We start from the raw sequence: 21,095 nt of genomic DNA, 5'->3' as shown, positions 1-21,095 counted from the left end.
CGTGTTCAGGAGACGTAGGGCCGTGCCGCGCGCCCGTCGCGCAGCGCCAGACCCCACCAGCGCAGCTGGTCGAGCAGGACGCCGGCGTCGTGGCTCAGCTCGTCGGTGCACTGCGGTGTCGGTTCGCCGGCGAGCAGGTCGATACCGACGACGTCGCGCACCGTCATCGCGTGTAACGCGGTGAAGACCGTCCGTAGGTGATCGACCGCGTGCAGGCCGGTGGACCGGCAGCCGTACGACACGAAGCCGACCGGCTTGGCCTGCCACTCGTCGTACGCATAGTCGATCGCCTGTTTCAGGGGTGCCGGGAAGCTGTGGTTGTACTCGGGGGTGACCACGACGAACGCGTCGGCCCGGCCCACCTCGTGCACGAAGGCCTTGATGGACGCGGTCGGCGCGGCCGGGTAGCTGGCCGGGAAGTCGTACTCGCTGAGGTCAACGACCGTCACCGTCAGGTCGTCGTGCCGTTCAGCCTGCTCGACGAACCAGTTGGCGACCCGGTCGCCGGCCCGCCCCTCCCGGGTGCTGCCGACGATCACGGCGATCCGCAACGGTGTCACATCGTCACCTCCTCCCTTCCTGAAGGCGCGAGGTGACGGCCGCCGCCCGCTAGATCGGATCTAGCGGGCGGTGTTTTGGGGCCGCGATGTCGGTGGGATCGGCTTGACTGGGGTCGACGGACGGGGGAATCGGATGGCACAGGCACACATCGAGCCGTGGAGTGAGAGCGATCTCGACCTGCTGCGACAGCTCAACTCACCGGACACCCGCAAGCACACCGGCGGCCCGGAGACCGACGAGCAGGTGCTCGCCCGGCACGACCGGTACGTGCACTTCGCCGACACCGGGCAGGGGTGCATGTTCACCCTGGTGTTGCCGGACGGCGCGCGGGTGGGCAGCGTCGGCTACTGGGCCCGCGAGTGGCGCGACCAGCCGGTGTACGAGCTGGGCTGGGCGGTGCTGCCCGCGTACCGGGGGCAGGGGCTGGCCACCGTCGCGGTGCGCGCGGCGCTCGACGTGGCCCGCGCCCGGCGGGACCGGCGCTACGCGCACGCGTACCCGTCGGTCGACAATTACGCCTCGAACGCGGTCTGCCGCAAGGCCGGGTTCACGCTGCTCGGCGAGACGAGTTTCGAGTACCCGCCGGGGCGGATGATGCGCTCCAACGACTGGCAGCTCGACCTGGCCGCCCCGCCGACCGGGGGCTGAGGTCGGCGGGGCGGTTCACGCCGGTCACCAAGAGCCCGGCCGAGGCTGGGACCGGCGGTACCACCCTGGGTGGTCCTGCCCCGGGCATGCTGGACGCATGACGAGCAGCGGCCTGCGGCGTGACGAGCTGGCGGCGTTCCTGCGTACCCGTCGCGCCCGCCTGCGCCCCGCCGAGGTCGGCCTCCCCGACGGGGTACGTCGGCGCACCCCCGGCCTGCGTCGGCAGGAGGTCGCCCAGCTCGCCGGGATGTCGATCGACTACTACATCCGGCTGGAGCAGGGCCGGGGGCCGCGCCGCGTACCAGGTATTGGCCTGGAACCGTCTGGCCACGTACTTCGTGGGAGATCTCGCGGCCGTGCCGGACGCGGACCGCAACATGATTCGCTGGACGTTCCGCCAGCCGGTGACCGACGCGCACTGGACCGATGCCGACGCACGCCGGTTCGTGCACAGCACGGTGGCGGACCTGCGGGCCGCCTACGGCCGCTACCCGGGCGATCCGGCGATTCGTGAGCTGGTCACCGAGCTGCTGGGCACCTCGCCCCGGTTCGCCCGGCTCTGGGCGGAGCACGACGTCGAGGAACGCCGTCCCATCGTCAACCGGGTGCCGCATCCCGACCTGGGGTCGCTGGAGTTCGAGTGCCGCGTGCTGCTGGTGCCGGAGACCGAGCAGCGGCTGATCGTCTACGTGCCCGCGCCCGACTCGCCGACCCAGGCGGTGTTCCGTCGGCTCGCCGAGCGCGTCGGCACCTGAGCCGTCCGGGGGAGCCGCACCGCAACGAGCGTGATGCCCCACAGTCATCAAGATGACTGTGGGGCATCACGCATTGGAGCGAGCGGTCAGCGGGGGACGTAGGCGAAGGTGTCCGGGTTCGGGCCCTGCCGCCCGGCCTCGCCCTTGTTCAGGTCGGTGATCCGCTCCATCGCCGCGTCGTCCAGCTGGAAGTCGAAGATCCGGGTGTTCTCCTCGATCCGCTTCGGGGTGGTCGACTTCGGGAAGATGATGTCGCCGCGCTGCACGTGCCAGCGCAGCACCACCTGCGCCGGGGTCCGGCCGACCTGCTCGGCGATGTCGACCACCGCCGGGTCGTCCAGCACCTTGCCCTGCGCGATGGGTGACCACGCCTCGGTCAGGATGTTGTGCTCGCGGCCGTACGCGCGAACCTCGTCGTTGGTGAAGTACGGGTGCGCCTCGATCTGGTTGACCGCCGGCACGACGCTCGCCTCGTCGGCGAGCCGCTGCAGGTGCGACACCTGGAAGTTCGACACACCGATCGAGCGGGCGCGGCCGTCGCGCTGGAACTCCTCCAGCACCTTCCACGTCGAGACGTAGTCGCCGTCGTACAGCGTCGGCAGCGGCCAGTGGATCAGGAACAGGTCGATGTAGTCCATCTTGAGCGCCGCGAGCGTCGAGTCGAACGCCTTGCGCGCGTCGTCCGGGCGGTGGAAGCCGTTGTTCAGCTTGCTGGTCACGTACACCGAGGCCCGGTCGAGGCCGGACATGCGCACCGCCTCGCCGACCTCGGCCTCGTTGCCGTACATCTCTGCGGTGTCGATGTGCCGGTAGCCCGTCTCAAGCGCGGTGGTCACCGCCGCGACGGTGTCCTTCGGCTCGATCTGGTACACCCCGAAGCCGAGCTGCGGAATGGTGGTGCCGTCGTTCAGGCTGATGTCGGGAATCGTGTTGGCCACTGCGGCTCCTTCGCTTTTTTCGTTACCTGTTCATCCATACCCGCGCGGGTGGGCGATTCACCGCCCAAATCAAGGTGACGAGCGCAACGGCGGTTCGGTTCACCCTGTCGTGTCGAAGAGCACCGGCCACGGCCGCGCCCCCGCCGCGGAGGGCGGCGCGAGCGGGGTGGGCTCGGCGGCGGCCAGCACCTCGGCGGCGAGCTGCCCGACCATCGGCGCGGCCGGATGCGCCGACCGGTGCGGCCAGGCCGCGGACGTCCGCTTGACCACCGGCGTGTCGGCGATCGGTCGCCACGCGATCCGAGGTTCCCGCCGGGCGACCGTCGCCGGCTCCACGGCCGCCGCGCCGCCGGCCAGCACCAACCCGAACAGGAACTCCGGGTTGCGGGCCGGTCGGACCCGGGCCGGTCGCCAGCCCTGCCGGCGGCACACCGCCAGCAGGTGGTCGTGCCAGCCGGGCGCGGTGGCGCGGGGCGCGGCCACCAGGTCCAGGCCGGCCAGCGCGGCGAGCGGCACCTCCCGGCCGCGGGCCAGCGGCGAGGCGCGCGGCAGCAACACCCCCCAGGGGTACGTCGACCGGTGCGCCGAAGCGCAGCCCGTCGGCCGTCACCGGATGGTGCACCAGACCCACGTCCAGGGTTCGCTCGCCGAGCATCCGTACCTGCTCGGCGGTGGTCAGCTCGTGCAGCTCCACGTCCAGGCCGGGTGCTCGGGTGGTGAGTTCGTCCAGCAGCGCCCGCAGCGAGCGCGGTGAAGGGTGGGGAGGTGCTCGACTTCGGCGACCACACCATCGAGGTGGTCGGCTCGCTGCACAGCCGCAACCCGTCGTACTCGGTGGCGTTCCCCGGGGTGCGGGTGAGCCAGCCGGCGCTGCCCGCGACCATCGAGGACCTGCCGGAGGGGGACACGCTGGGCTACCTGCTGCGGGTCGAGCACGGTCCGTCGGTCTACTTCACCGGCGCCAGCGACGTCGCCGAGCGCAAGCTCACCGGGCTGGCGCCGGACGTGGCGATGGTGGCCATGCAGAGCGCCACCACCACCGGCGACTACCTGCCCCGGCTGCTGGCCGGCCTGGACTACCCGAAGGTCGTGGTGCCGGTGCACTACGACAACTTCGAGACCCCGCTGCGGAACCCGCCGGTCGTCGCGCCGGCCGACCGCGCCCGCCTGGACGACATGATCGCGGCGGTGCGCCGGATCTCACCGCGGAGTCGGGTGCTGGTGCCCGAGTACGAGACCGCGTACCACTTCTGACCGGTGCCGGCGGACGTGGCCGCTGCCGGCTCAGGCGGCGGCCATGTCGGCCAGGGTGCGCACCGACTTCCCGTTGCGGGTGGTGGCCACGACGGCGAGCTTCTTCTCCAGGTACGCGTTGGTGAACTTCGACCGGCCGTAGCCGCCGTCGGGGAAATGCAGGTAGACCTCCCGGCCGGTCACCGTGAACGCCACGTTCTCGCCCCCGGGCACGGTCAGCGCGTCCACTGTGGCCTTCGCCGGAGCGGTCGCGAGGAAGGCCACCAGCAACCTCGTCGGGTCGGCCTCGACCTCGGCGTACGGGTTGCCGCCGGCCACCGCCGCCAGCTCCCGGGCGCTGCGCACCAGCACCGGCACGGTCAGGCCCAGCTCGTCGGTGAGCGCCCGCTCGATCCCGCCGGCCAGCTTCTCGGCGTCACGCACGGTGCTGCCGAACACCACGTTGCCACTCTGCAGGTACGTCCGGACGTCGTCATGCCCGAGGTCGGTGACGATCCGGCGCAGGTCGGCCATCGCGAGCCGGGTGGTGCCGACGTTGACCCCACGCAGCAGGGCGACGTACCGGGTCATGGGCTCCTCCTCGGTGCGGGCCGACCCGCTCAGCGTAGGGCGACCGGCCCGAGATGTGCGGGCTGCCGGGCCGAGCCTCTGACGGCTACCGTCCAGGAATGCGATCCGCGCGCCCGATCGGGCTGCTTCTCTCCGGTGCCGCCGTGCTGCTCTGGGCGGTCGGGATGACGGTGCTGCAACCGTTGACCGAGCCGATCGGCCCCTGGTCGGAGCGGCTGCCGGGCAACAACGCCTACTGGGCACGGGACCTGCGGTTCGTGGCGATCGTCGCGGTGGTGCTCGGGCTGCTGCTGGCCGGTCGGGGGCAGCTGAGGTGGAGCGGCCCGGCGGTGGTGCTCGGTGGTGTGTGGATCGCGGCCGACGTGGCGATCGACCGGTCCGACCCGGCCGGTACGCCGTCGACGGTGCTGCTCGCCGCGGGCGGCTGCGCGGTGCTCGGTGCGCTGGTGGCGGTCCTGTCGTGGCGGGAGCGCGGCGCGCCGCCCAGCACCGACCGGAGGGCGGTGACCGGCACGGCCTGCGTGGCCGGGGTGCTCGCGGTGGTGGCCGCCGGGATCGAGTCACCGACCGACCGGGAGCCGGAGCTGACCCCGGCGGCCTTCGTGACCGGCGTACTCCTGGTCGCCCTGACCGCCGTCGCCGCCCTGGCGGCGGCCCCGGCCCGCACGCGGAGCCGCGGCCTGCTGGCCGCCGGGCTCGGCGCGGTCGCCGTCGCCGGTGTCGCGCTGATCCGGGCGGTCCCGCCCGGCACGCGAATCCTGCCGATGGTCGCCCTCGGCGCGGTGCTGCTCACCGGTGTCACCCTGCTGGCCTGGGACTGGCCGGGAGGCCGGCCGGTCTGGCGGCATCACACCCTGGCGGGTTTCGCCTCGCTGGTCGGGCCGGTGCCGATGCTGCTGGTCGCGGGTGTCGCCATGATGGGGCTGCTGCCGATCGGCCCGACGTTCACCGCGCTGGCCGGCAACAGCCCGATCAACTCCGCCGATTCCGACGTGCTGCTCTCGCTGGCCGGGCTGCTCGCCGGGCTCGGCATGGCGCTGCTGCTGGCCTGGCCGGCCGCGCTCGGCCACCGGCCCGGCCCGCCGAGGTAGCGCGGCTCACTCCACGACCGGCAGGACGACCTCGTTGCGGCGCAGGAACCACGGTTTCCACGGCGGGTCGTAGCGGGCGTACCGGATGGCACCGGTGGGTTGCAGGCCGGCCGCGGTGACCGACCGGCCGAGCACGGTGGCCCGCTGGCCGAACGCCCGCTCGGTCCACCGGCCGGAGAAGCGCACCGCGGCCGCGAGCTGCGGTGGGATCTCCCGGATCCGGACCCGGGGATCCACCGGCTCGGGCAGGGTGGCGGCGGTGAAGGCGGCTGGCATGACGAACTGGATCAGGTACGCGCCCGGCCGCTCACCCTCCTCCTGGACCACCGGTACGGTCATCGCGATCCTCGTCGTCCCGGGGGCCGCCCGCGTCACCGGGGTGGTCGTCCCGATCGGCTGGCGGACCCGGTTGGCGCCGCCGATGTAGCCGGCCAGGGGTCGCAGCGCCTCGATCGGCGCCCGGATGAACGACGACTGGACCCGTACCTCGGCGACCAGGTGGGCCGGATAACGGCGTAGCTCGAAGCCGGGGTGTCGGGACACCACCCGGTACGGCTGCTGTTCGGTCATCGCGCGCTCCCAGGATCTCTGGGACGAACGCTACCGCCCTCCGGGCTCCCGCTCGGCCGAAGTCGGCCGGCCCGACCTCGGGGTGACGGCCCGCCAGTACTGTCGTTTGCCCTCGTCGCGCAGCACCACCCCGATGCGGCCGAGTTCGCGGCGCAGCTCCCTCGCGTCGTCGCGGCGGTCCCGTCCGAGTGCCCGCTCGCGGGCCCGCAGCAGGGCGTCCGCGCCGGCGGGCAACCCGGGCAGGTCGGGCACCCAGAGTCGGTACGCCGACCGGTGCGGGTCGGCGTCCGCCCAGCCCCAGCCGTGGGTGCGGAACGCCGCCGCGAGCTGGGCGGTCGGCAGGTCCGTCGATTCCCGGGCCAGTTCCGCGTCGTCGGCGTCGAGCAGAACCAGGTGCTTGTCGTCGACGAAGACGACCCGGGTCTCCGCCCGTGCGACGCTCCGGTCGCTGCCGGCGCGGCGCAGCCGGACCTGCGCCGCGTCGACGGTGACGATCAGCCGCTCGGCGGTGCCGATCGCGCCGACGACCAGACCGCCCAGGACGCCCACCGCGGTCGTGCCGATGGTGGCCTGCGGCTCGGGCAGCCGGTCCAGCAGCGTGATGAAATCCTGGAACGGCACCCAGGGCAGGCCGGCGAGCCAGCCCGTCGTGGCCGCGAGGAGCCATCCGGCGCCGGCGCCGAGCAGCGGGAAGCCGCCCCACAGGACCGCCAGTTCCAGCGGCCCGCCGGTGACCACGGTGCGTGGGCCGTAGCCGTCGCCGGCCATGCTCAGGACACCTCGCGACGGAGCGTCCGGACCAGACCAGCGGCCATCGGCAGGACCAGCCAGACCAGCAGCGACACGGCCAGTCGGCCCCACTGCCCGCCGGTGAGGTGGTCGGTGAAGAGCGGTTCCATGGTCCGGCTGGTGTCCAGCCAGCCGGCCGGGCCGCGCAGCGGGCGTACCAGTTCGCTGAGCACCGACCAGAGGGTGGGCAGCAGCAGGTAGCCGACGATGGCCAGCGGCGGGTTCAGCAGGAGCAGGCCGAAGGCGGCGCCCATCAGCACGTTGGCCACCTGGAAGATGACCGCGTTGCCGATCAGGGCGGCCTCGACCCGCCAGGTGCCGGCGCCGCCGGTGGCACCGGCGACCAGCGTCCCGGCGGCGGCGATGGCCAGGCTGGCCAGCACCGAGGCGAGCGCGGTCAGCACCACGGCGATCAGCTTCGCGGCCACGACGCGTTCCCGGCGGGGCACCAGCGCGTACGTGGTGAGGGCGGTGCGTTGCGACCACTCGCTGGTGATCGACAGGATGCCGAGCACCGGCAGCAGCACCCCGACCGGCAGCAGCGAGGGCGTGAAGAAGTTGACGAACGTCTGGTCGGCGTCCTTCGCGTAGATCAACTGAAGGGTGACGATCGCGGCGGCGATCAGGCCGATGGTGATCAGCAGCCAGCGGCCGGCCCGGGTGTCGACGAGCTTGCGCAGCTCCACGACGGTGAGCCGGACCAGCGACGGCCGGTCTGCCGGGGCGTGCTGCCGGGGCGCGACGGCGCCGGCGGCGGGCGCGGTGGTGGTGGTCATCGGACGGCCTCCTTGGTGGATTCGCCGGCGGTCAGGGTGAGGAAGAGCTGTTCGAGGCCACCGCTGCCGGCGGGCCGCAGCTCGGCCAGCGCGACGCCGGCGTCCGCGGCGGCCTGGCCGACCGTCTCGGCGTCGGCCTGCACGAGCAGGCCGTCGGTGCCGTCGGCGGCGCTGAGGTTGGCCGCGTCCAACGCCCGACGCAGCGCCGCGCCGTCGCGCGCCCGCACGAGCGTGCCGCCACCGGCGAGCAGTTCGTTCTTGTCGCCCTGGGCCACGATCCGGCCGCCCCCGATCACCACCAGCCGGTCCGCGACCGCCTCCACCTCGCGTAGCAGGTGGGAGGAGAGCAGCACGGTGCCGCCCCGGTCGGCGAAGTCGCGCAGCAGCCCGCGCATCCAGAAGATGCCCTCCGGGTCCAGGCCGTTGGCCGGCTCGTCGAGGATCAGCACCCGGGGGTCGCCGAGCAGCGCCTGGGCCAGGCCGAGCCGCTGGCGCATGCCCAGTGAGTACGCCCGTACCCGCCGCTTGGCGGCCACCGCGTTCAACCCGACCAGGTCGAGCTTCGCGGCGACCTCGCGCCGGTCCAGACCCATGGTGTACGCGGACAGCGTCAACGCCTCGCGGCCGGTGCGCCCGGCGTGCTGGGCGGAGGCGTCCAGCAGCACCCCGACCTCCCGTCCCGGGTTGGGCAGCTCCCGGTAGGGGCGGCCGGCGACGGTGGCGCGACCGGCGGTCGGCGCGGTGAGCCCGGTGATCATCCGCATGGTGGTGGACTTGCCGGCGCCGTTGGGGCCGAGGAAGCCGGTGACGGTGCCCGGCTCGCAGTGGAAGGACACGTCGTTGACGGCCGGATGTGGCCCGTACCGCTTGGTGAGGTTCTCCACGGTGATCATGCGGTCGAGCGTGCCCGCGCCGCCCGGCCATCCGCAGCGGCCGCCGGTCGGTGCCGCACCGACCTTGGTCGACCGCGGGGTCTCGACTTTGGTAGCTGGTTGTCGGCGCCCGTGCTGCCTAGCATGGGCGCGTGACCAGCGTCGCCGTCCCGGAGCACCCCTGGCTGCTGCCAGGGGAGCTGGCCGTGCCGGTCGACCGTGCGCGTACCCATCCGCGTCGCACCACCCGCGACTGGATCGTGGACGGCCTGGCGTTCCTGCTCGGGCTGCTCTGGGTGCTGTTCGTCACCGTCGACAGCCTGTCGCCGGCTCCCGAGACGGCGATCCCGCTGCCGCACGACTGGATGGTCGGCGCGGACGCGCTGCTCGGGCTGGCCTGCTGCGGGCTGCTCTGGCTGCGCCGACGGTGGCCGCTCGGGCTGGCGGTGGCCACCCTGCCGCTCACCCTCTTCTCGTTGGCCGCCGCCGTCCCGCTGCTGATCATGTACTTCACCGTGGTGGTGCACCGGCGGACCGCCGTCGCGATCGCGATCACCGGTGTCGGCCTCCTCACCAACCTGGTCTTCAGTTGGCTGCGCCCGGACCCGGCATGGCCGTACTGGGCCACCGTGTCGTGGGGTGTGGTGATCACCCTCTCGGTGCTGGCCTGGGGGATGTTCGTCCGGGCCCGCCGGCAGTTGATCGTGTCGCTGCGGGAGCGCGCCGAGCGGGCCGAGGCGGAGCAGCAGCTCCGGGTCGCCCAGGCCCGCCACCTCGAACGCACCCGCATCGCCCGGGAGATGCACGACGTGCTGGCCCACCGGATCTCGCTGCTCAGCCTGCACGCCGGCGCGTTGGAGTTCCGCCCGGACGCTCCGCCGGACGAGGTGGCCCGAGCCGCCGGGGTGATCCGGGGCAGCGCCCACGCCGCTCTGCAGGACCTGCGTGAGGTCATCGGGGTGCTCCGGGCCGAGGGCGGCGGCGACGCCCCGGAACCGCCGCAGCCCACCCTCGCCGACCTGCCGGCCCTGATCGCCGAGTCGCGGGCGGCCGGGGTGCGGGTGAACGTGAACGACGGCGTCGTCGCGCCGCAGGACGTGCCCGCCGCGCTGGGCCGGGCCGCGTACCGGATCGTGCAGGAGGGGTTGACCAACGCCCGCAAGCACGCGGCCGGGGCGGTGGTCACGGTGGACCTGGCCGGTGGGCCGGGCACCGGGCTGACCGTGGCGATCTGCAACCGGTGGCCGGTGGGCGCACCGGCCGGCGACACCCTCCCGGGGGCCGGCACCGGCCTGGTCGGTATCACCGAGCGGGTCACCCTCGCGGGCGGCCGGGTGGCGTACGGCCGCGACGACGCGGGCGACTTCCGGCTGGCCGCGTCGCTGCCGTGGCCGGCGTGACCGGGCCGTCCGGCGGGCCTTCCGGCGTGGCCGGGCCCTCCGGCCCGGCGGGGGAACCGGTCGCGTCGCCGGTGCGGGTGCTGATCGTCGACGACGACGCACTGGTCCGCGCCGGGCTCTCGATGATCCTCGGCGGCCTGCCGGACCTGACCGTGGTGGGCGAGGCGGCCGACGGCGCTGAGGTGCCCACCGCGGTCGACGCGTACGCCCCGGACGTGGTGCTGATGGACATCCGGATGCCACGGGTCGACGGGTTGACCGCCACCGAGGCGCTGCGCGCCCAGCCGCACCCACCGGAGGTGCTGGTGTTGACCACCTTCGACGCCGACGAGCAGGTGTTACGGGCGCTGCGTGCCGGCGCCGCCGGGTTCCTGCTCAAGGACACTCCGCCGGCGGAGATCGTGCACGCGGTACGTCGGGTGGCCGCCGGTGAGGCGACGCTGTCCCCGTCGGTGACCCGGAAGCTGATCGCCCACGTGACCGCCCCCGGCACCCCGGCCGGTCCCGACCCGCGCCGCGAGCGTGCCTCGCGGCTGCTCAGCGGGCTCAGCGAGCGGGAGCGGCAGGTCGCGGTCGCGCTGGGTCGGGGCCGTACCAACGCCGAGATCGCGGGGGAGTTGTTCATGAGCGTGGCGACCGTGAAGGCGTACGTCTCGCGGCTGTTGACCCGCCTCGACCTCAACAACCGGGTCCAGGTGGCCCTGCTCGTCCACGACGCCGGCCTCGTCTGAGCAACCTCATCCGTGTCATTCCGCTGCGGAGGATCTGCTTACCGCGTAGGGGAATTGAACTTTCGTCCGGTGCCGGCCGTACCTATGGCAGAGGATGTCGGTGCGGTGGGTCCGCCGTACCGCTGCCGAACTGCGGGAGGCCTGCCGTGCGAGTTGGTGAGCAGTCGACGGATCCCATCGATCAGGTACTGGGTGAGGTGCCGGTGCCGGCACCGCTGACGCCCGAGGATGTTCGGCTCGCGGTCCGGGCGGTGGTGGTGCACACCGCCGAGGAGTGGCCGACCGGGCCGCTGTGCCGCAACGACGGCGCCTCCTACCCGTGCCGCCTGCACCGCTGGGGGCGGCGGGTGCTGGAGACGCACGGGCTCAACGAGCGGCAGATCGAGGCGTTGATCCGGCACGGCAACCCGTTCGTGCACGTACCCTTCCCGTTCACGGCGACCGGGCCGTCGCGGCAGCAGGCCGCGCGGGTCGTCCCGCCCGGGGTACGACCGACCGCTGCTGGCCGGCCGGTGACTCCCCCCGTCACCGCGCCGCGCTGGCCCCGGGCGAGCTGAGCGCGGCACCCCTCCGCCCGCCCGACCCGGGGCACACGACGTCGGCCCGCCGCGAAGATTCCCCCTCCGCGTCGGGCCGACGTCGCTCCGGCCGATCAGCTCAGTTGCCGACGCCGCAGTCCGGCGCGGACCAACTCGTGGTGTTCGAGCTGCGGTCGCTGTTGTTCTCCCGCCGCGAGTCGACGTGCACGTGATCGTCGTGGTCGGGGTAGCCCGGCCCGTAGATGCCGCTGAAGCCGTTGTTGCGGGCACCGCGGGCGACCTGGCACAGCGACGACGTCCGCGAGGTGACGTCGGCCGCGTTGCCGTAGAGGTGCTGACTGTCCGACACCCCGCCGACCTGGTCGTTGCAGGTGCGGCTACGGAATCCGCTGGACACGTTGAGAGGCTTGTCGCCGAGGCTCTTGCGCAGCGCCTCCAGCTTCCACATGGTGCGCAGCGCGTTCTGCTTGGTCTGGGCCGCCGACAGGGGGCCGCCGCTCCACCCGCTTGCGCCGCACCCGTTGTCCAGCTCGCTGTAGCTGAAGTGGGCGGGCGTGCAGTCGTTGTCCTGTAGCTGGTACAGCTTGGTGAAGGTCTGGGGGCCGGCGATCCCGTCGGCGCGTAGCCCGTACGCCTGCTGGAACCGTTTGACCGCGGCGGCGGTCTTGGGTCCGTAGCGGCCGTCGTTCTCCACGATGTCCCGGTAGCCGGCCCAGCCGGCGACCCGGATCTGCAGCTGGCGGACGTCGTCGCCCGAGCGCCCCTGGGTCAGGGTGCGGTTCCACGTGTAGCAGCCGTCCGCATGCGCCGCCGGCGCGGCGACCACCGCGGCGATCGCTGCCCCGGGCAGCGCCAGGGCGAATGCGACGGCGGCTCGCTTCCAGGTGTTTACGCGCACAGAAGTCCTCCCGATAGGAGAGCGAATGGGGTGGCTTCGGGACATCGACCGAGGCGTCCCGCGATTTCCACCCTCGCACTGATCGCGGCGGTTGGCGGCAATTAACGAGAATTGTCCTCACGAACCGTGATCCCTGGGCCTTGGCTGTGAATTCGGCTGATTTGCGAAACAGCCATTTACTCCCGATCACCCCTGAGTTGACCAAGTGCCACCGAACGTCACAATCGACCCCACCGAGGGTGATGTTCCTCGGCGTCCGGCGCGCGGTACCGTCAGCGCGGGCGGTGGACTGGCGGAGGTGCACGTGGCACGCGGTGGTGTCTTCTGTGTCGAGGGTCAGTGGCACCGCGACCTCAACGAGCGGGGCTCGGTGCTGCCCACCCTCGAGTTGCTGGAGCGGCTCGGCAAGATCCGCTTCATCCACAAGGACGCGGCCACCCGCGACGAGCTGTTCTACTTCCTGGACCGGTGGCTGCTCAAGCAGTACGCGGACCACCGCGTCGGCTTCTTCGCCATGCACGGCGAGCCGAGCCGACTCTGCCTCACCGACTGGCAGTCGGTGGAGTTGAGCGAGGTCGCCGATCTGATGGCCGGCCGGTGCGAGGGACGCCGACTCTATTTCGGCAGCTGTTCCGTGCTGCGCGCCTCGGACGCTGTGCTGCGCGAGTTCCTGGACGTCACCGGAGCCGCTCTGATCTGCGGTTTCACCCGAGAAGTGGACTGGGTCGAATCGGCGGCCTTCGAAACCGTGCTCCTCGACGTGCTGGCCAACGGGCAACGACACAATGCCGCCGAGCTGCGGATGGGCTCGGCCCACTGGGCGCCGCTCGCCTCGTACCTCGGCTTCCGGGTGATCTACGCCAACGGCCGGGCCTGGCGCCCGTCCGGCCGCCCCCGGGTGCCCACCCAGGCCGTGCACCGCACGGCGGCCCCGCCCCGCTGACCCGTCGCCGTCGCCCTGCCGCCACCTCGGCGCCGTCAGCCTGGTAGGAACGAGGAATGGCGCGCAGCATCGCGAAGAACACCCGGGTCGACCGGGACACCCTGCTCGACTTCCTCCGTCCGCGACACCGCGTCGTGCTGATGACCACCCGGGCCGACGGCCGCCCGCAGTCGTCCCCGGTCTCCGCCGGCATCGACGAGCAGGGTCGGCTGGTCGTCTCCACCTACCCCGAGCGGGCCAAGGTGACGAACATCCGCCGCGACCCCCGGGTGTCGGCCTGCGTGCTCAGCGACGACTGGAACGGCCCCTGGGTGCAGATCGACGGCACCGCCGAGGTGCTGGACCTGCCCGAGGCACTGGAGCCGCTCGTCGACTACTTCCGCAGCATCTCCGGTGAGCACCCGGACTGGGACGACTACCGCGCGGCGATGGTGCGCCAGGGCAAGTCGCTGATCCGGGTCACCATCGACTCGTGGGGGCCGATCGCCACCGGCGGCTTCCCCGCCCGCCTCGCCGACTGACCGCTGCCGGTCAGTCGACCAGGGCGGAGTAGACGAGCTGGCGCAGGTGCGAGCGCAGCGGGTACGTGCTCGACGGCATCAGCTGGGTGAACAGCAGCGCGGTGACCTCCTCGGCCGGGTCCACCCAGAACGCGGTGCTGGCCACTCCACCCCAGTAGTACTCGCCGACGCTGCTCGGGACCCGGCTGGGGATCGGGTCGCCGGTGACCGCGAAGCCGAGCCCGAAGCCGATCCCGTCCAGGGTCGTCTCGGCGAAGCCGCCGGTGGACAGGGTGCCCAGGTCCTGTCCGCCGGGCAGGTGGTTGCGGGTCATGAACCGCACCGTGCGTGACCCGAGCAGGCGGACCCCGTCCAGCTCGCCGCCGCGCAGCAGCATAGAGGTGAAGCGGTGGTAGTCGGCGGCGCTGGAGATCAGACCACCGCCGCCGGAGAGCAGGCCGGGCTTGCGGTACGCGAGCGCGCCGAGGCTGTCGTGGCGGACCGCCTGACCGCTGCGGGGGTTCGGTACGTAGAGCGCGGCCAGCCGGTCCGCCTCGTCGCCGTCCACCCACCACCGGGCGTCGGTCATGCCGAGCGGGCCGAAGATCCGGTCGGCGAAGAACGCGTCGAGACTCTGCCCGGAGATCACCTCGACCAGCCGACCGAGCACGTCGGTGGCGACCGAGTAGCCCCAGGCGGTGCCCGGCTGGAACAGCAGCGGCAGCGCACCGAAGGCCGCGCAGGCGCCCGCCAGGTCGACGTCCGCCGGCGGGTACAGGTCGTATCCGGCGGCCCGGTACAGCCCGTCGACCACCGAGGTCTGCATGAAGCCGTACGTCAGGCCGGCGGTGTGGGTGAGCAGGTGCCAGACTCGGATCGGCTCGACCGCCGGCACGGTGTACGGCTTGAGCGTCGAACCCTTGGAATAGACCCGCAGGTCGGCGAACTCCGGCAGCCAGCGGCTGATCTCGTCGGTCAGCTCGAACCGGCCCTCCTCCCACAGCATCATCGCCGCGACCGAGGTGACCGGCTTGGTCATCGAGTAGATCCGCCAGAGCGTGTCGGCCTCGACCGGGGCACCCGACTCCCGGTCCCGCAGCCCGTACGTCGAGGAGTGCGCGACCTCGCCGCGGCGGGTGACCACCACCTGCCAGCCGGCCAGCCGGCCGTCGTCGACGTACCGGCCGAAGTGCTCGTCGATGCGCGCCAACCGCGCCGGGTCGAAACCGAGCTGATCCGGGTCCATGCTCCGAGCGACACTCACGTCGCCGAACCTACTAGCCGGTACGCCCGCACCGGAAGGGGGCAGCCTTCAGCCTGCCCGTCCACGGGCTGTCGGTGGCCGCCACTAGCCTGACCGGATGCCGGAGCGGATCTGCGCGGCGTCCGCTTCACCGACGTCCGGATGCGCGAGGCCGACCTGACCGGGGCCAACCTCACCGGTGCCACGGTGACCGGCGTCGACCTCTCCGGCGCGCAGCTGCACCACAGCCGGCTGGGCGGTGCCGACCTGCGTCGCAGCGACCTGACGGCGCTCGACCCCACGACTGTCGAGCGGGTCAGTGCCATCGTCGACGCCGATCAGGCGGTGCTCATCACGCAGGCGCTCGGCTTCCGGATCGGCTGAGGCGGGGCCGCGCGGGCGGGCCGCCGGGCGCGGCCCGGTTGTCCGATACCGTCCGGTTCCGGACTGGACAGGTCCGCCGGTCCGGATCTAGCGTGTCGTCCACGCCGGTGCAAACGTCAAACGGCCCACAGTGGATGGTGCGATCCGCGACGGTCGATGGTGGCCGGGCGGTGGAGGTGGAGGGTCGGTGGCGGACGAAGACCGCGTGCGGGCGGATTCCCGGGCCGGAGGCGAGCAGTCCGACGTGCCGGCATCGCACCGATGGCGGGCCGTCACCGCCGGGCAGACCCGCAGCACACTGCGCCGAATCGCCCGCGCCCGGCAGCGCCGACGCTGGGCGGTGGAGGGGCTGGCCGTCCTCGCCTGCCTAGCGGCGCTGGGCACGTACCTGGCCACCCGGTCCGGCCCGGAGCCCGGCGACGGCCTGGCGGGTCGCTCGGGCGTGCCCGCCGGGGCCACCCGACCCTCCGGCTTCCCCGCGGCCGAGGGACGCACCGGCGACGTCGGGCCGGCGACGCCCGGCCTGCGCCCCCGCCAGCGTCCACCGTCGCCCGACCCGACGCCGTCGGCCAGCGCGCCCGCGGCCCCGCCACCGTCGACGGCGCCCACCCTGTCGGTGAGCCGGGCCGAGGCTCCCGGCGAGATCGATCTCACCGCCGTGGGCAGCCGGGACTGGATGCACTGGGGGTTGCACGGCGGCACGTCGACGGTCCGCAAACGCGGCGGATCCGGGGAGATCGTCGACGGGGGAGGCAAGGGTGCCAGGGTCGGCTGGGACGGCAACCAGGAACTCGTCAGCTGGCGCGACGGCACGCCCGAGCGGTCGGAGAGCGACAGCTCGAACGGTGTCTACACCTGCGGTGCCGGCAACGGCTTCAGCCTCGCGATCGCCGGCAGCGGTGAACCACGCACCGTCCAGGTCTACGCCGGGACCTGGATGGCACGGGGTCGGCTGGACGCGTGGCTGTCCACCGGTGGGCCGGTGAGCAAGGTGCGGTTGGAGGACCCGTACACCAGCCAGAGCGCCCAGTTCACCATCCGTTTCCAGCTGCCGAAGGGTGCCCGGCTGCTGTTGAGCTGGACGGTGGAGAGGTCCTTCACCCCGCACTGCGGCAACGTTGGCCTCCAGGCCGTGGCGGTGCGCTGACCGACTGCTCCGCGGGACAGTTTGTCCGTCGCGTACCGTCGATGGCGTCGTAACTTTCTGCTGTCCCCGTGCAACCATCCATTGTGGAGGCAGCGCAGATGAGCAGCAGTACCGCGCACCGCGTCCGTCCCGCCGCCCCGTCCGGCGCCGGCGAAGCGTCCGGGGAGGTGCTCCGCGACATCCCCCTGCCGCCGTACGTCACTGTGGAGGACGCCCAGTTCGCGGTACGGGCGGTGGTGGTGCACGCGCCCCGGCGGTGGTCCGGTGGCGTGGTCTGCCGCAACGACGCCAGCCCACACCCGTGCCGGCTGCACCGCTGGGGCACCCGCGTGCTGGCGTTGCGCGGGCTGCGGGCCGCTGAGATCGCCGCGCTCATCGAGCGCGGCGATCCCACGGCTGTCGTCCGTCCACCCGACCGCCCGGCCTGAGCGTCCCGCCGGCCGCGGGGGCGGTCAGCAGGTGATCGGCTTGATCCAGGAGCACTCCACGCCCTCCGGCGTCCGCGGCGTCTCCGGTACCGCCGGGGCTGCCATCCGGGCCGTGGTCGTCGCGCCCTCGCGGTAGCCGGCCAGCGTCACCGCGATCTGGTCCTCCAACGCCTTGACCGACGCGGTCAGGTAGTTGTTGAGCAGGATGGAGAACGCCAGCAGGTGGCCATCGGCGCTGGTGACGTAGCCGGACAGCCCGGACACGCCGGTCAGGCTGCCGGTCTTGGCGTGCACGTTGCCCGCCGCCGGGGTGCCGGCCATCCGGCTGCGCAACGTGCCACCGACGAACCGTTCCGGCTGTCCGGCGATGGGCAGCGCCTCGTACCAGGTGGCGAACCAGGGTTCGGCCCGGACGGCGGCCAGCAGGTCGACGAACTCCGCCGCCGGCACCAGGTTGCGTCGGGACAGGCCGGAGCCGTCGCGTTGGCGCAGCGAGCCGGTGTCCATGCCGGTGTCGGCGACGTACTCGCTGATCGCGGTGATGCCGGCGGACCAGGTGCCCGAGCCGGACAGCACCCGGCCGATCTCCTTGGTCAACACCTCGGCATGCCCGTTGTTGGAGAGCTTGAGGAACGGCGTCATCAACTCGCCCAGGCTCATCGAGTCGTGCCGGGCCACCGGGTGGGCCGCCTCCGGGGTGGGCTGACCGAGCACGGTCCGGCCGAGCACCCTTACGCCGTGTCGTTTCAGGGCCGCGCGGAACACGTCGGCCGCGTAGCCGGTGGGTTCCCAGACCGTCACCCAGTCACTGGCCGGGTCGTCACCGAGCGCGATCTGGCCGGTCACCACGACCGTGTTGCCGCCGTGCTCGCGCTCGATCGAGATCGAGGTCTCGCCCTCGGCGACCGTCTCGGCGCGGTTGTCGATGCGGACGTACCCGGTGGCCGGGGTGGTGCTGACCACCGCCGGGGCGCCGGCCCGGGCGGCCGGCGCGGCGTTCACGATCACGGTGCCCGCGTCGTAGTCGGTGTCCGGCGCGACGCTCAGCGCGGAGACCTGCGCGGCGTAGTAGTAGGGCTCGTCGTCCCAGGTCCAGTCGGGGCCGAGGCGGGTGCGGTCGTAACGGGTGTCATCGGCGATCAGGTTGCCGGTCACGACCCGTACGCCGTCGGCGGCCACCTGCGCGGCGAGCGCGTCGTAGTCGGCCGCGAGCATGGTCGGGTCGCCGCCGCCGCGCAGGTAGAGGTTGCCGGAGAGCAGGCCGGCGCGACGCGTGCCGGTGGTCCGTACGTCGGTGGTGAAGTGGTGCCCGGGGCTGAGCAGCGCGAGCGCCGCGGTCGAGGTCAGCAGCTTGGTGTTGGAGGCCGGGATCAGCCGCCGCTCCCCGTTGCGGTCGTAGAGGGTCTGGCCCGTGCTGGTGTCGACCACGACCACGGACGCCTGCGCGCCACCCAGTCGGGTGTCGGCGAGGATCGTGTCGATGGTGGCGCGAAGTTGGGTCGTCGCGGGGGTCGGCGACTCGGCGGTGGCGCCGGGCGCGCCGGCGGTGGCCGCGGTGGCGACCAGCGCGAGCAGCGCGAGCGCCCGAGGAAAGAGACGGCGATGCATGGGCTGATGCTGCCACGAAGGTATTCGCCGGAAAAGGGCCTCTGGCGAAGGTTATTGCCGACCGTGTCTACGTCGGCCGTCCGACGGACCGGTCGTGCCCGCCCCAGTAGTGCCGCTGCGCACCCATGATCAACGGTGCCACCAGTGCGGCGATCGCCCCGCCGAGCAGGGGAAAGACGATGAACAGCCAGAGTTGGCGCAGGGCGACGCCGCCCTCGAAGACGGCCGGGCCGAAGGCGCGGGCGGGGTTGACCGCCGCGCCGGTGAGCGTCACGCCGACCAGCTGGGTGGCGGCCAGGGCCAGACCGATGGCCACGCCGGCGACGCCCGGATCTTCGCTGCGGCTGGTCACCACCAGGACGACCAGGACGAAGAGGAACGTCAGGATGAGTTCCAGTACGGCCGCTCCGCCCCGGTTGATGTGCGCGCCGTACCCGTTCGCGCCGAGCGCGCCGGTCTGGTCCGCCACCTCGCCCCAGCGGGTCAGTGCCCAGAGCGCGAAGCCGGCCACCGTCGCGCCGGCGAACTGGGCGATCCAGTACGCCACCGCGCCGATCACCGTGATCTTGCCGGAGAGCAGGACGCCGAGCGTGACGGCCGGATTGACGTGGCTGCCGGACAACGGGCCGATCGTGTACACCAGGGCCAGCATGACGAAGCCGAAGGCCAGCGCGACCACCACCACGCCGCCCTGCACGCGTGCCGCGACGGCGGAACCGACGCCGAAGAACACCAGCAGCAGAGTGCCGAGGAACTCGGCAGCTGCGCGACGGGAATCTTCCATTTCCCCAGCGTAAGGACAATCTGGGCAGGCTGGGCGGGATTGCTGGTCTGTGATCGACGCGACGACCGATGCCGGGCAGAGCGGGCCGCCGCCCGGCGTTGCACCCGGGCGTGGACACCCACTGCGCCGACGTCGTGGTCATCGGTGCCGGCCAGGCCGGCCTGAGCGCCGCGTACCACCTGCGCCGCACCGGCTTCGCCCCGGGCAGCGGCTACGTCATCCTCGACGGTGACGACGGCCCGGGTGGGGCCTGGCAGCACCGCTGGCCGACGCTCGTCTTCGACCGGGTGCACGGCTTCCACGACCTGCCCGGAATGCCGTTCCCCACCGTCGACCCGCGGCGTCCGGCGGCCGAGCAGGTCAGCGCCTACTTCGCCGCGTACGAGAGGGCATTCGACCTGCCGGTACGCCGGCCCGTGCGGGTCCGCGCGGTGCACTCCCGTCCGGACGGCTGGCTGGACGTCGACACCGACCGCGACCGGTGGACGACGCGCGCACTCATCAATGCCACCGGCACCTGGACCAGGCCGTTCTGGCCGCACTACCCCGGCCGGTCGTCGTTTCGCGGGCGACAGCTGCACACCGCCGACTACCGGGGGCCGGGCGAGTTCGCCGGCCTGCGGGTGGTGGTGGTCGGCGGCGGCACGTCGGCCGTGCAGTTGCTCGGCGAGGTCTCCACCGTCGCGGCGGCCACCACCTGGGTGACCCGTCGACCGCCGGTGTTCCGCGATGAGGAGTTCGGCCCGGAGCTGGGCCGGGCCGCCGTGGCCCGGGTGGACGAGGCGGTACGGGCCGGGCGCCCACCGGGCAGCGTGGTGGGGGTGACCGGGCTGCCGGTCACTCCCGAGGTGCGTCGGCTCCGCGAGCGTGGCGTACTCGACCGACTACCCATGTTCGACCGGATCACGCCCGACGGGATCGCCTGGTCCGACGGCCGGTCCGTGCCGGCGGACGTGATCCTCTGGTGCACCGGCTTCCGCGCGGCCCTCGACCATCTCGCACCCCTGGGGCTGCGCGCACCGGGCGGCGGAATCAGGATGGACGGCACCCGGGTGGTCGCCGACCCGCGGCTCCACCTCGTCGGGTACGGCCCCTCGGCGAGCACCATCGGCGCCAACCGGGCCGGCCGCGCGGCGGTCAACGAGATCCGCGCGTTGCTCGCCCCCGCCGCCGCACTCGACTGATCCCGCTCTATTTGACGGATGGCCTGGTAGCGGGCACCGTTGGCCAGGACGGGGCCTGTCAGCTGCCCCGATGCCGCGATGCGACGGCGACGATTGTCGTCGTGCAGGTCGCCTCCCACGTGTGCTCGTACGCGGACCGACTGTCCGGTCTGCGCGGTGACCGACCGCGAGCCGAGATTCCACGAGGAGTTCCGCCAATGCTCACCATGACCGACAACGCCGTGCTCGTCATCCGTGACCTCGCCAACCAACAGGACGTCGCCGAGGACGGCGGGGTGCGGATCGCCGCCGACGCCGAGGCCGGGTCGCTCACCGTGGAACTGGTGCCCGAGCCGGAGCAGGGCGACCGGGTGGTCGACAACCAGGGTGCCCGGATCTTCCTCGACGCGGATGCCGCCGAGTTGCTCGGCGACGCCTCCGTGGATGCCACCGTCGACGACGAGGGCATCATCCAGTTCGGCTTCACCGAGCGGCAGTAGGGC

At 72.7% G+C, this 21,095-nt stretch carries 25 protein-coding genes and 3 pseudogenes; 15 read left to right on the top strand and 13 right to left on the bottom strand.

Annotated elements, in window-relative coordinates; all coding sequences use genetic code 11:
- Window positions 1-5 precede the first annotated feature (5 nt).
- Window positions 6-560, bottom strand: coding sequence for an NADPH-dependent FMN reductase (locus F8271_RS00385; protein ID WP_151487579.1), 555 nt, complete (start codon window positions 558-560; stop codon window positions 6-8).
- Between the two features lie 133 nt (window positions 561-693).
- Here F8271_RS00385 and F8271_RS00380 point away from each other — a divergent pair, with 133 nt between their 5' ends.
- The 3 genes and pseudogenes from F8271_RS00380 (at window position 694) to F8271_RS00375 (ending at window position 1,964) form a co-directional block, all read left to right on the top strand.
- Window positions 694-1,209: a GNAT family N-acetyltransferase gene (locus tag F8271_RS00380; RefSeq protein ID WP_151487578.1), complete on the top strand. Its 516-nt coding sequence runs from the start codon at window positions 694-696 to the stop codon at window positions 1,207-1,209.
- Window positions 1,210-1,306: 97 nt separating this feature from the next.
- Window positions 1,307-1,444, top strand: a pseudogene (locus tag F8271_RS32865) (transcriptional regulator); the annotation flags it as partial.
- Window positions 1,445-1,517: 73 nt separating this feature from the next.
- Window positions 1,518-1,964: a hypothetical protein gene (locus tag F8271_RS00375; protein ID WP_225854074.1), complete on the top strand. Its 447-nt coding sequence runs from the start codon at window positions 1,518-1,520 to the stop codon at window positions 1,962-1,964.
- An 86-nt stretch (window positions 1,965-2,050) separates the two neighbouring features.
- Here F8271_RS00375 and F8271_RS00370 read toward each other — a convergent pair whose 3' ends face one another.
- The 3 genes and pseudogenes from F8271_RS00370 to F8271_RS33745 all read right to left on the bottom strand — a co-directional run.
- The gene (locus F8271_RS00370; protein WP_151487577.1) at window positions 2,051-2,902 is read right to left on the bottom strand and encodes an aldo/keto reductase; all 852 of its coding nucleotides are present in this window, start codon (window positions 2,900-2,902) and stop codon (window positions 2,051-2,053) included.
- A gap of 99 nt (window positions 2,903-3,001) precedes the next feature.
- Window positions 3,002-3,460, bottom strand: coding sequence for a LysR substrate-binding domain-containing protein (locus tag F8271_RS00365; RefSeq protein WP_255473616.1), 459 nt, complete (start codon window positions 3,458-3,460; stop codon window positions 3,002-3,004).
- Between the two features lie 85 nt (window positions 3,461-3,545).
- Window positions 3,546-3,632: pseudogene (locus tag F8271_RS33745) on the bottom strand (hypothetical protein); the annotation flags it as partial.
- A gap of 20 nt (window positions 3,633-3,652) precedes the next feature.
- On the opposite strand from F8271_RS33745, the gene F8271_RS00360 reads away from it, so the two are divergent.
- On the top strand, window positions 3,653-4,156 hold the full coding sequence (locus tag F8271_RS00360; RefSeq protein ID WP_225854073.1) for a hypothetical protein: 504 nt from the start codon (window positions 3,653-3,655) through the stop codon (window positions 4,154-4,156).
- 30 nt (window positions 4,157-4,186) lie between these two features.
- Here F8271_RS00360 and F8271_RS00355 read toward each other — a convergent pair whose 3' ends face one another.
- Window positions 4,187-4,726 (bottom strand): DUF1697 domain-containing protein, encoded by a 540-nt coding sequence (locus F8271_RS00355; protein WP_151487576.1) that lies wholly within the window; start codon window positions 4,724-4,726, stop codon window positions 4,187-4,189.
- A gap of 98 nt (window positions 4,727-4,824) precedes the next feature.
- Here F8271_RS00355 and F8271_RS00350 point away from each other — a divergent pair, with 98 nt between their 5' ends.
- Window positions 4,825-5,817, top strand: a complete 993-nt coding sequence (locus F8271_RS00350) for a hypothetical protein (RefSeq protein ID WP_151487575.1) — start codon at window positions 4,825-4,827, stop codon at window positions 5,815-5,817.
- A gap of 6 nt (window positions 5,818-5,823) precedes the next feature.
- On the opposite strand, the gene F8271_RS00345 is transcribed toward F8271_RS00350, so the two are convergent.
- From F8271_RS00345 to F8271_RS00330, 4 genes are read right to left on the bottom strand one after another with little or no spacing between them, the layout of a single operon-like run.
- Window positions 5,824-6,387 (bottom strand): heme-binding protein, encoded by a 564-nt coding sequence (locus F8271_RS00345; protein ID WP_151487574.1) that lies wholly within the window; start codon window positions 6,385-6,387, stop codon window positions 5,824-5,826.
- 30 nt (window positions 6,388-6,417) lie between these two features.
- Window positions 6,418-7,155 (bottom strand): hypothetical protein, encoded by a 738-nt coding sequence (locus tag F8271_RS00340; protein ID WP_151487573.1) that lies wholly within the window; start codon window positions 7,153-7,155, stop codon window positions 6,418-6,420.
- A 2-nt stretch (window positions 7,156-7,157) separates the two neighbouring features.
- On the bottom strand, window positions 7,158-7,952 hold the full coding sequence (locus F8271_RS00335; RefSeq protein WP_151487572.1) for an ABC transporter permease: 795 nt from the start codon (window positions 7,950-7,952) through the stop codon (window positions 7,158-7,160).
- Window positions 7,949-8,845: an ABC transporter ATP-binding protein gene (locus F8271_RS00330; RefSeq protein ID WP_151487571.1), complete on the bottom strand. Its 897-nt coding sequence runs from the start codon at window positions 8,843-8,845 to the stop codon at window positions 7,949-7,951. The genes F8271_RS00335 and F8271_RS00330 overlap by 4 nt, the downstream gene beginning before the upstream one ends.
- Window positions 8,846-8,976: 131 nt before the next feature.
- On the opposite strand from F8271_RS00330, the gene F8271_RS00325 reads away from it, so the two are divergent.
- The 3 genes from F8271_RS00325 to F8271_RS00315 all read left to right on the top strand — a co-directional run bounded on the left by F8271_RS00325 (window position 8,977) and on the right by F8271_RS00315 (window position 11,512).
- Window positions 8,977-10,224, top strand: coding sequence for a sensor histidine kinase (locus tag F8271_RS00325; protein ID WP_151487570.1), 1,248 nt, complete (start codon window positions 8,977-8,979; stop codon window positions 10,222-10,224).
- Between the two features lie 26 nt (window positions 10,225-10,250).
- Window positions 10,251-10,955 (top strand): response regulator transcription factor, encoded by a 705-nt coding sequence (locus F8271_RS00320; protein ID WP_151487646.1) that lies wholly within the window; start codon window positions 10,251-10,253, stop codon window positions 10,953-10,955.
- 146 nt (window positions 10,956-11,101) lie between these two features.
- The gene (locus tag F8271_RS00315) at window positions 11,102-11,512 is read left to right on the top strand and encodes a hypothetical protein (RefSeq protein WP_151487569.1); all 411 of its coding nucleotides are present in this window, start codon (window positions 11,102-11,104) and stop codon (window positions 11,510-11,512) included.
- Between the two features lie 100 nt (window positions 11,513-11,612).
- On the opposite strand, the gene F8271_RS00310 is transcribed toward F8271_RS00315, so the two are convergent.
- Window positions 11,613-12,392: a D-Ala-D-Ala carboxypeptidase family metallohydrolase gene (locus F8271_RS00310; protein ID WP_151487568.1), complete on the bottom strand. Its 780-nt coding sequence runs from the start codon at window positions 12,390-12,392 to the stop codon at window positions 11,613-11,615.
- A gap of 304 nt (window positions 12,393-12,696) precedes the next feature.
- Here F8271_RS00310 and F8271_RS00305 point away from each other — a divergent pair, with 304 nt between their 5' ends.
- Window positions 12,697-13,335, top strand: coding sequence for a DUF6642 family protein (locus F8271_RS00305; protein ID WP_151487567.1), 639 nt, complete (start codon window positions 12,697-12,699; stop codon window positions 13,333-13,335).
- A gap of 56 nt (window positions 13,336-13,391) precedes the next feature.
- Complete coding sequence (locus F8271_RS00300; protein WP_151487566.1) at window positions 13,392-13,856, top strand: PPOX class F420-dependent oxidoreductase; 465 nt, start codon at window positions 13,392-13,394, stop codon at window positions 13,854-13,856.
- 10 nt (window positions 13,857-13,866) lie between these two features.
- Here F8271_RS00300 and F8271_RS00295 read toward each other — a convergent pair whose 3' ends face one another.
- On the bottom strand, window positions 13,867-15,099 hold the full coding sequence (locus tag F8271_RS00295) for a serine hydrolase (protein WP_151487565.1): 1,233 nt from the start codon (window positions 15,097-15,099) through the stop codon (window positions 13,867-13,869).
- 102 nt (window positions 15,100-15,201) lie between these two features.
- On the opposite strand from F8271_RS00295, the pseudogene F8271_RS00290 reads away from it, so the two are divergent.
- The 3 genes and pseudogenes from F8271_RS00290 to F8271_RS00280 all read left to right on the top strand — a co-directional run.
- A pseudogene (locus F8271_RS00290) lies at window positions 15,202-15,462 on the top strand (pentapeptide repeat-containing protein); the annotation flags it as partial.
- A gap of 187 nt (window positions 15,463-15,649) precedes the next feature.
- A complete protein-coding gene (locus F8271_RS00285) occupies window positions 15,650-16,609 on the top strand; it encodes a hypothetical protein (protein WP_192580072.1) in 960 nt (319 codons plus the stop codon).
- A gap of 98 nt (window positions 16,610-16,707) precedes the next feature.
- Window positions 16,708-17,037, top strand: coding sequence for a hypothetical protein (locus tag F8271_RS00280; RefSeq protein ID WP_192580071.1), 330 nt, complete (start codon window positions 16,708-16,710; stop codon window positions 17,035-17,037).
- A 24-nt stretch (window positions 17,038-17,061) separates the two neighbouring features.
- Here F8271_RS00280 and dacB read toward each other — a convergent pair whose 3' ends face one another.
- Window positions 17,062-18,645 carry a D-alanyl-D-alanine carboxypeptidase/D-alanyl-D-alanine-endopeptidase gene (gene dacB / locus F8271_RS00275; protein ID WP_151487564.1) on the bottom strand — a complete coding sequence of 528 codons (1,584 nt, stop codon included), beginning with the start codon at window positions 18,643-18,645 and terminating at the stop codon, window positions 17,062-17,064.
- A 67-nt stretch (window positions 18,646-18,712) separates the two neighbouring features.
- The gene (locus tag F8271_RS00270; protein WP_151487563.1) at window positions 18,713-19,429 is read right to left on the bottom strand and encodes an MIP/aquaporin family protein; all 717 of its coding nucleotides are present in this window, start codon (window positions 19,427-19,429) and stop codon (window positions 18,713-18,715) included.
- Between the two features lie 68 nt (window positions 19,430-19,497).
- Between F8271_RS00270 and F8271_RS00265 the strand changes: the two genes are divergently transcribed.
- Complete coding sequence (locus F8271_RS00265; RefSeq protein ID WP_151487562.1) at window positions 19,498-20,613, top strand: NAD(P)-binding domain-containing protein; 1,116 nt, start codon at window positions 19,498-19,500, stop codon at window positions 20,611-20,613.
- 197 nt (window positions 20,614-20,810) lie between these two features.
- On the top strand, window positions 20,811-21,092 hold the full coding sequence (locus F8271_RS00260; protein ID WP_139583212.1) for an adhesin: 282 nt from the start codon (window positions 20,811-20,813) through the stop codon (window positions 21,090-21,092).
- Window positions 21,093-21,095 lie beyond the last annotated feature (3 nt).

The sequence above is a fragment of the Micromonospora sp. ALFpr18c genome (genome assembly GCF_008868155.1).
Taxonomy (GTDB): domain Bacteria; phylum Actinomycetota; class Actinomycetes; order Mycobacteriales; family Micromonosporaceae; genus Micromonospora.
This window is presented reverse-complemented; position numbering and strand designations above follow the sequence as displayed.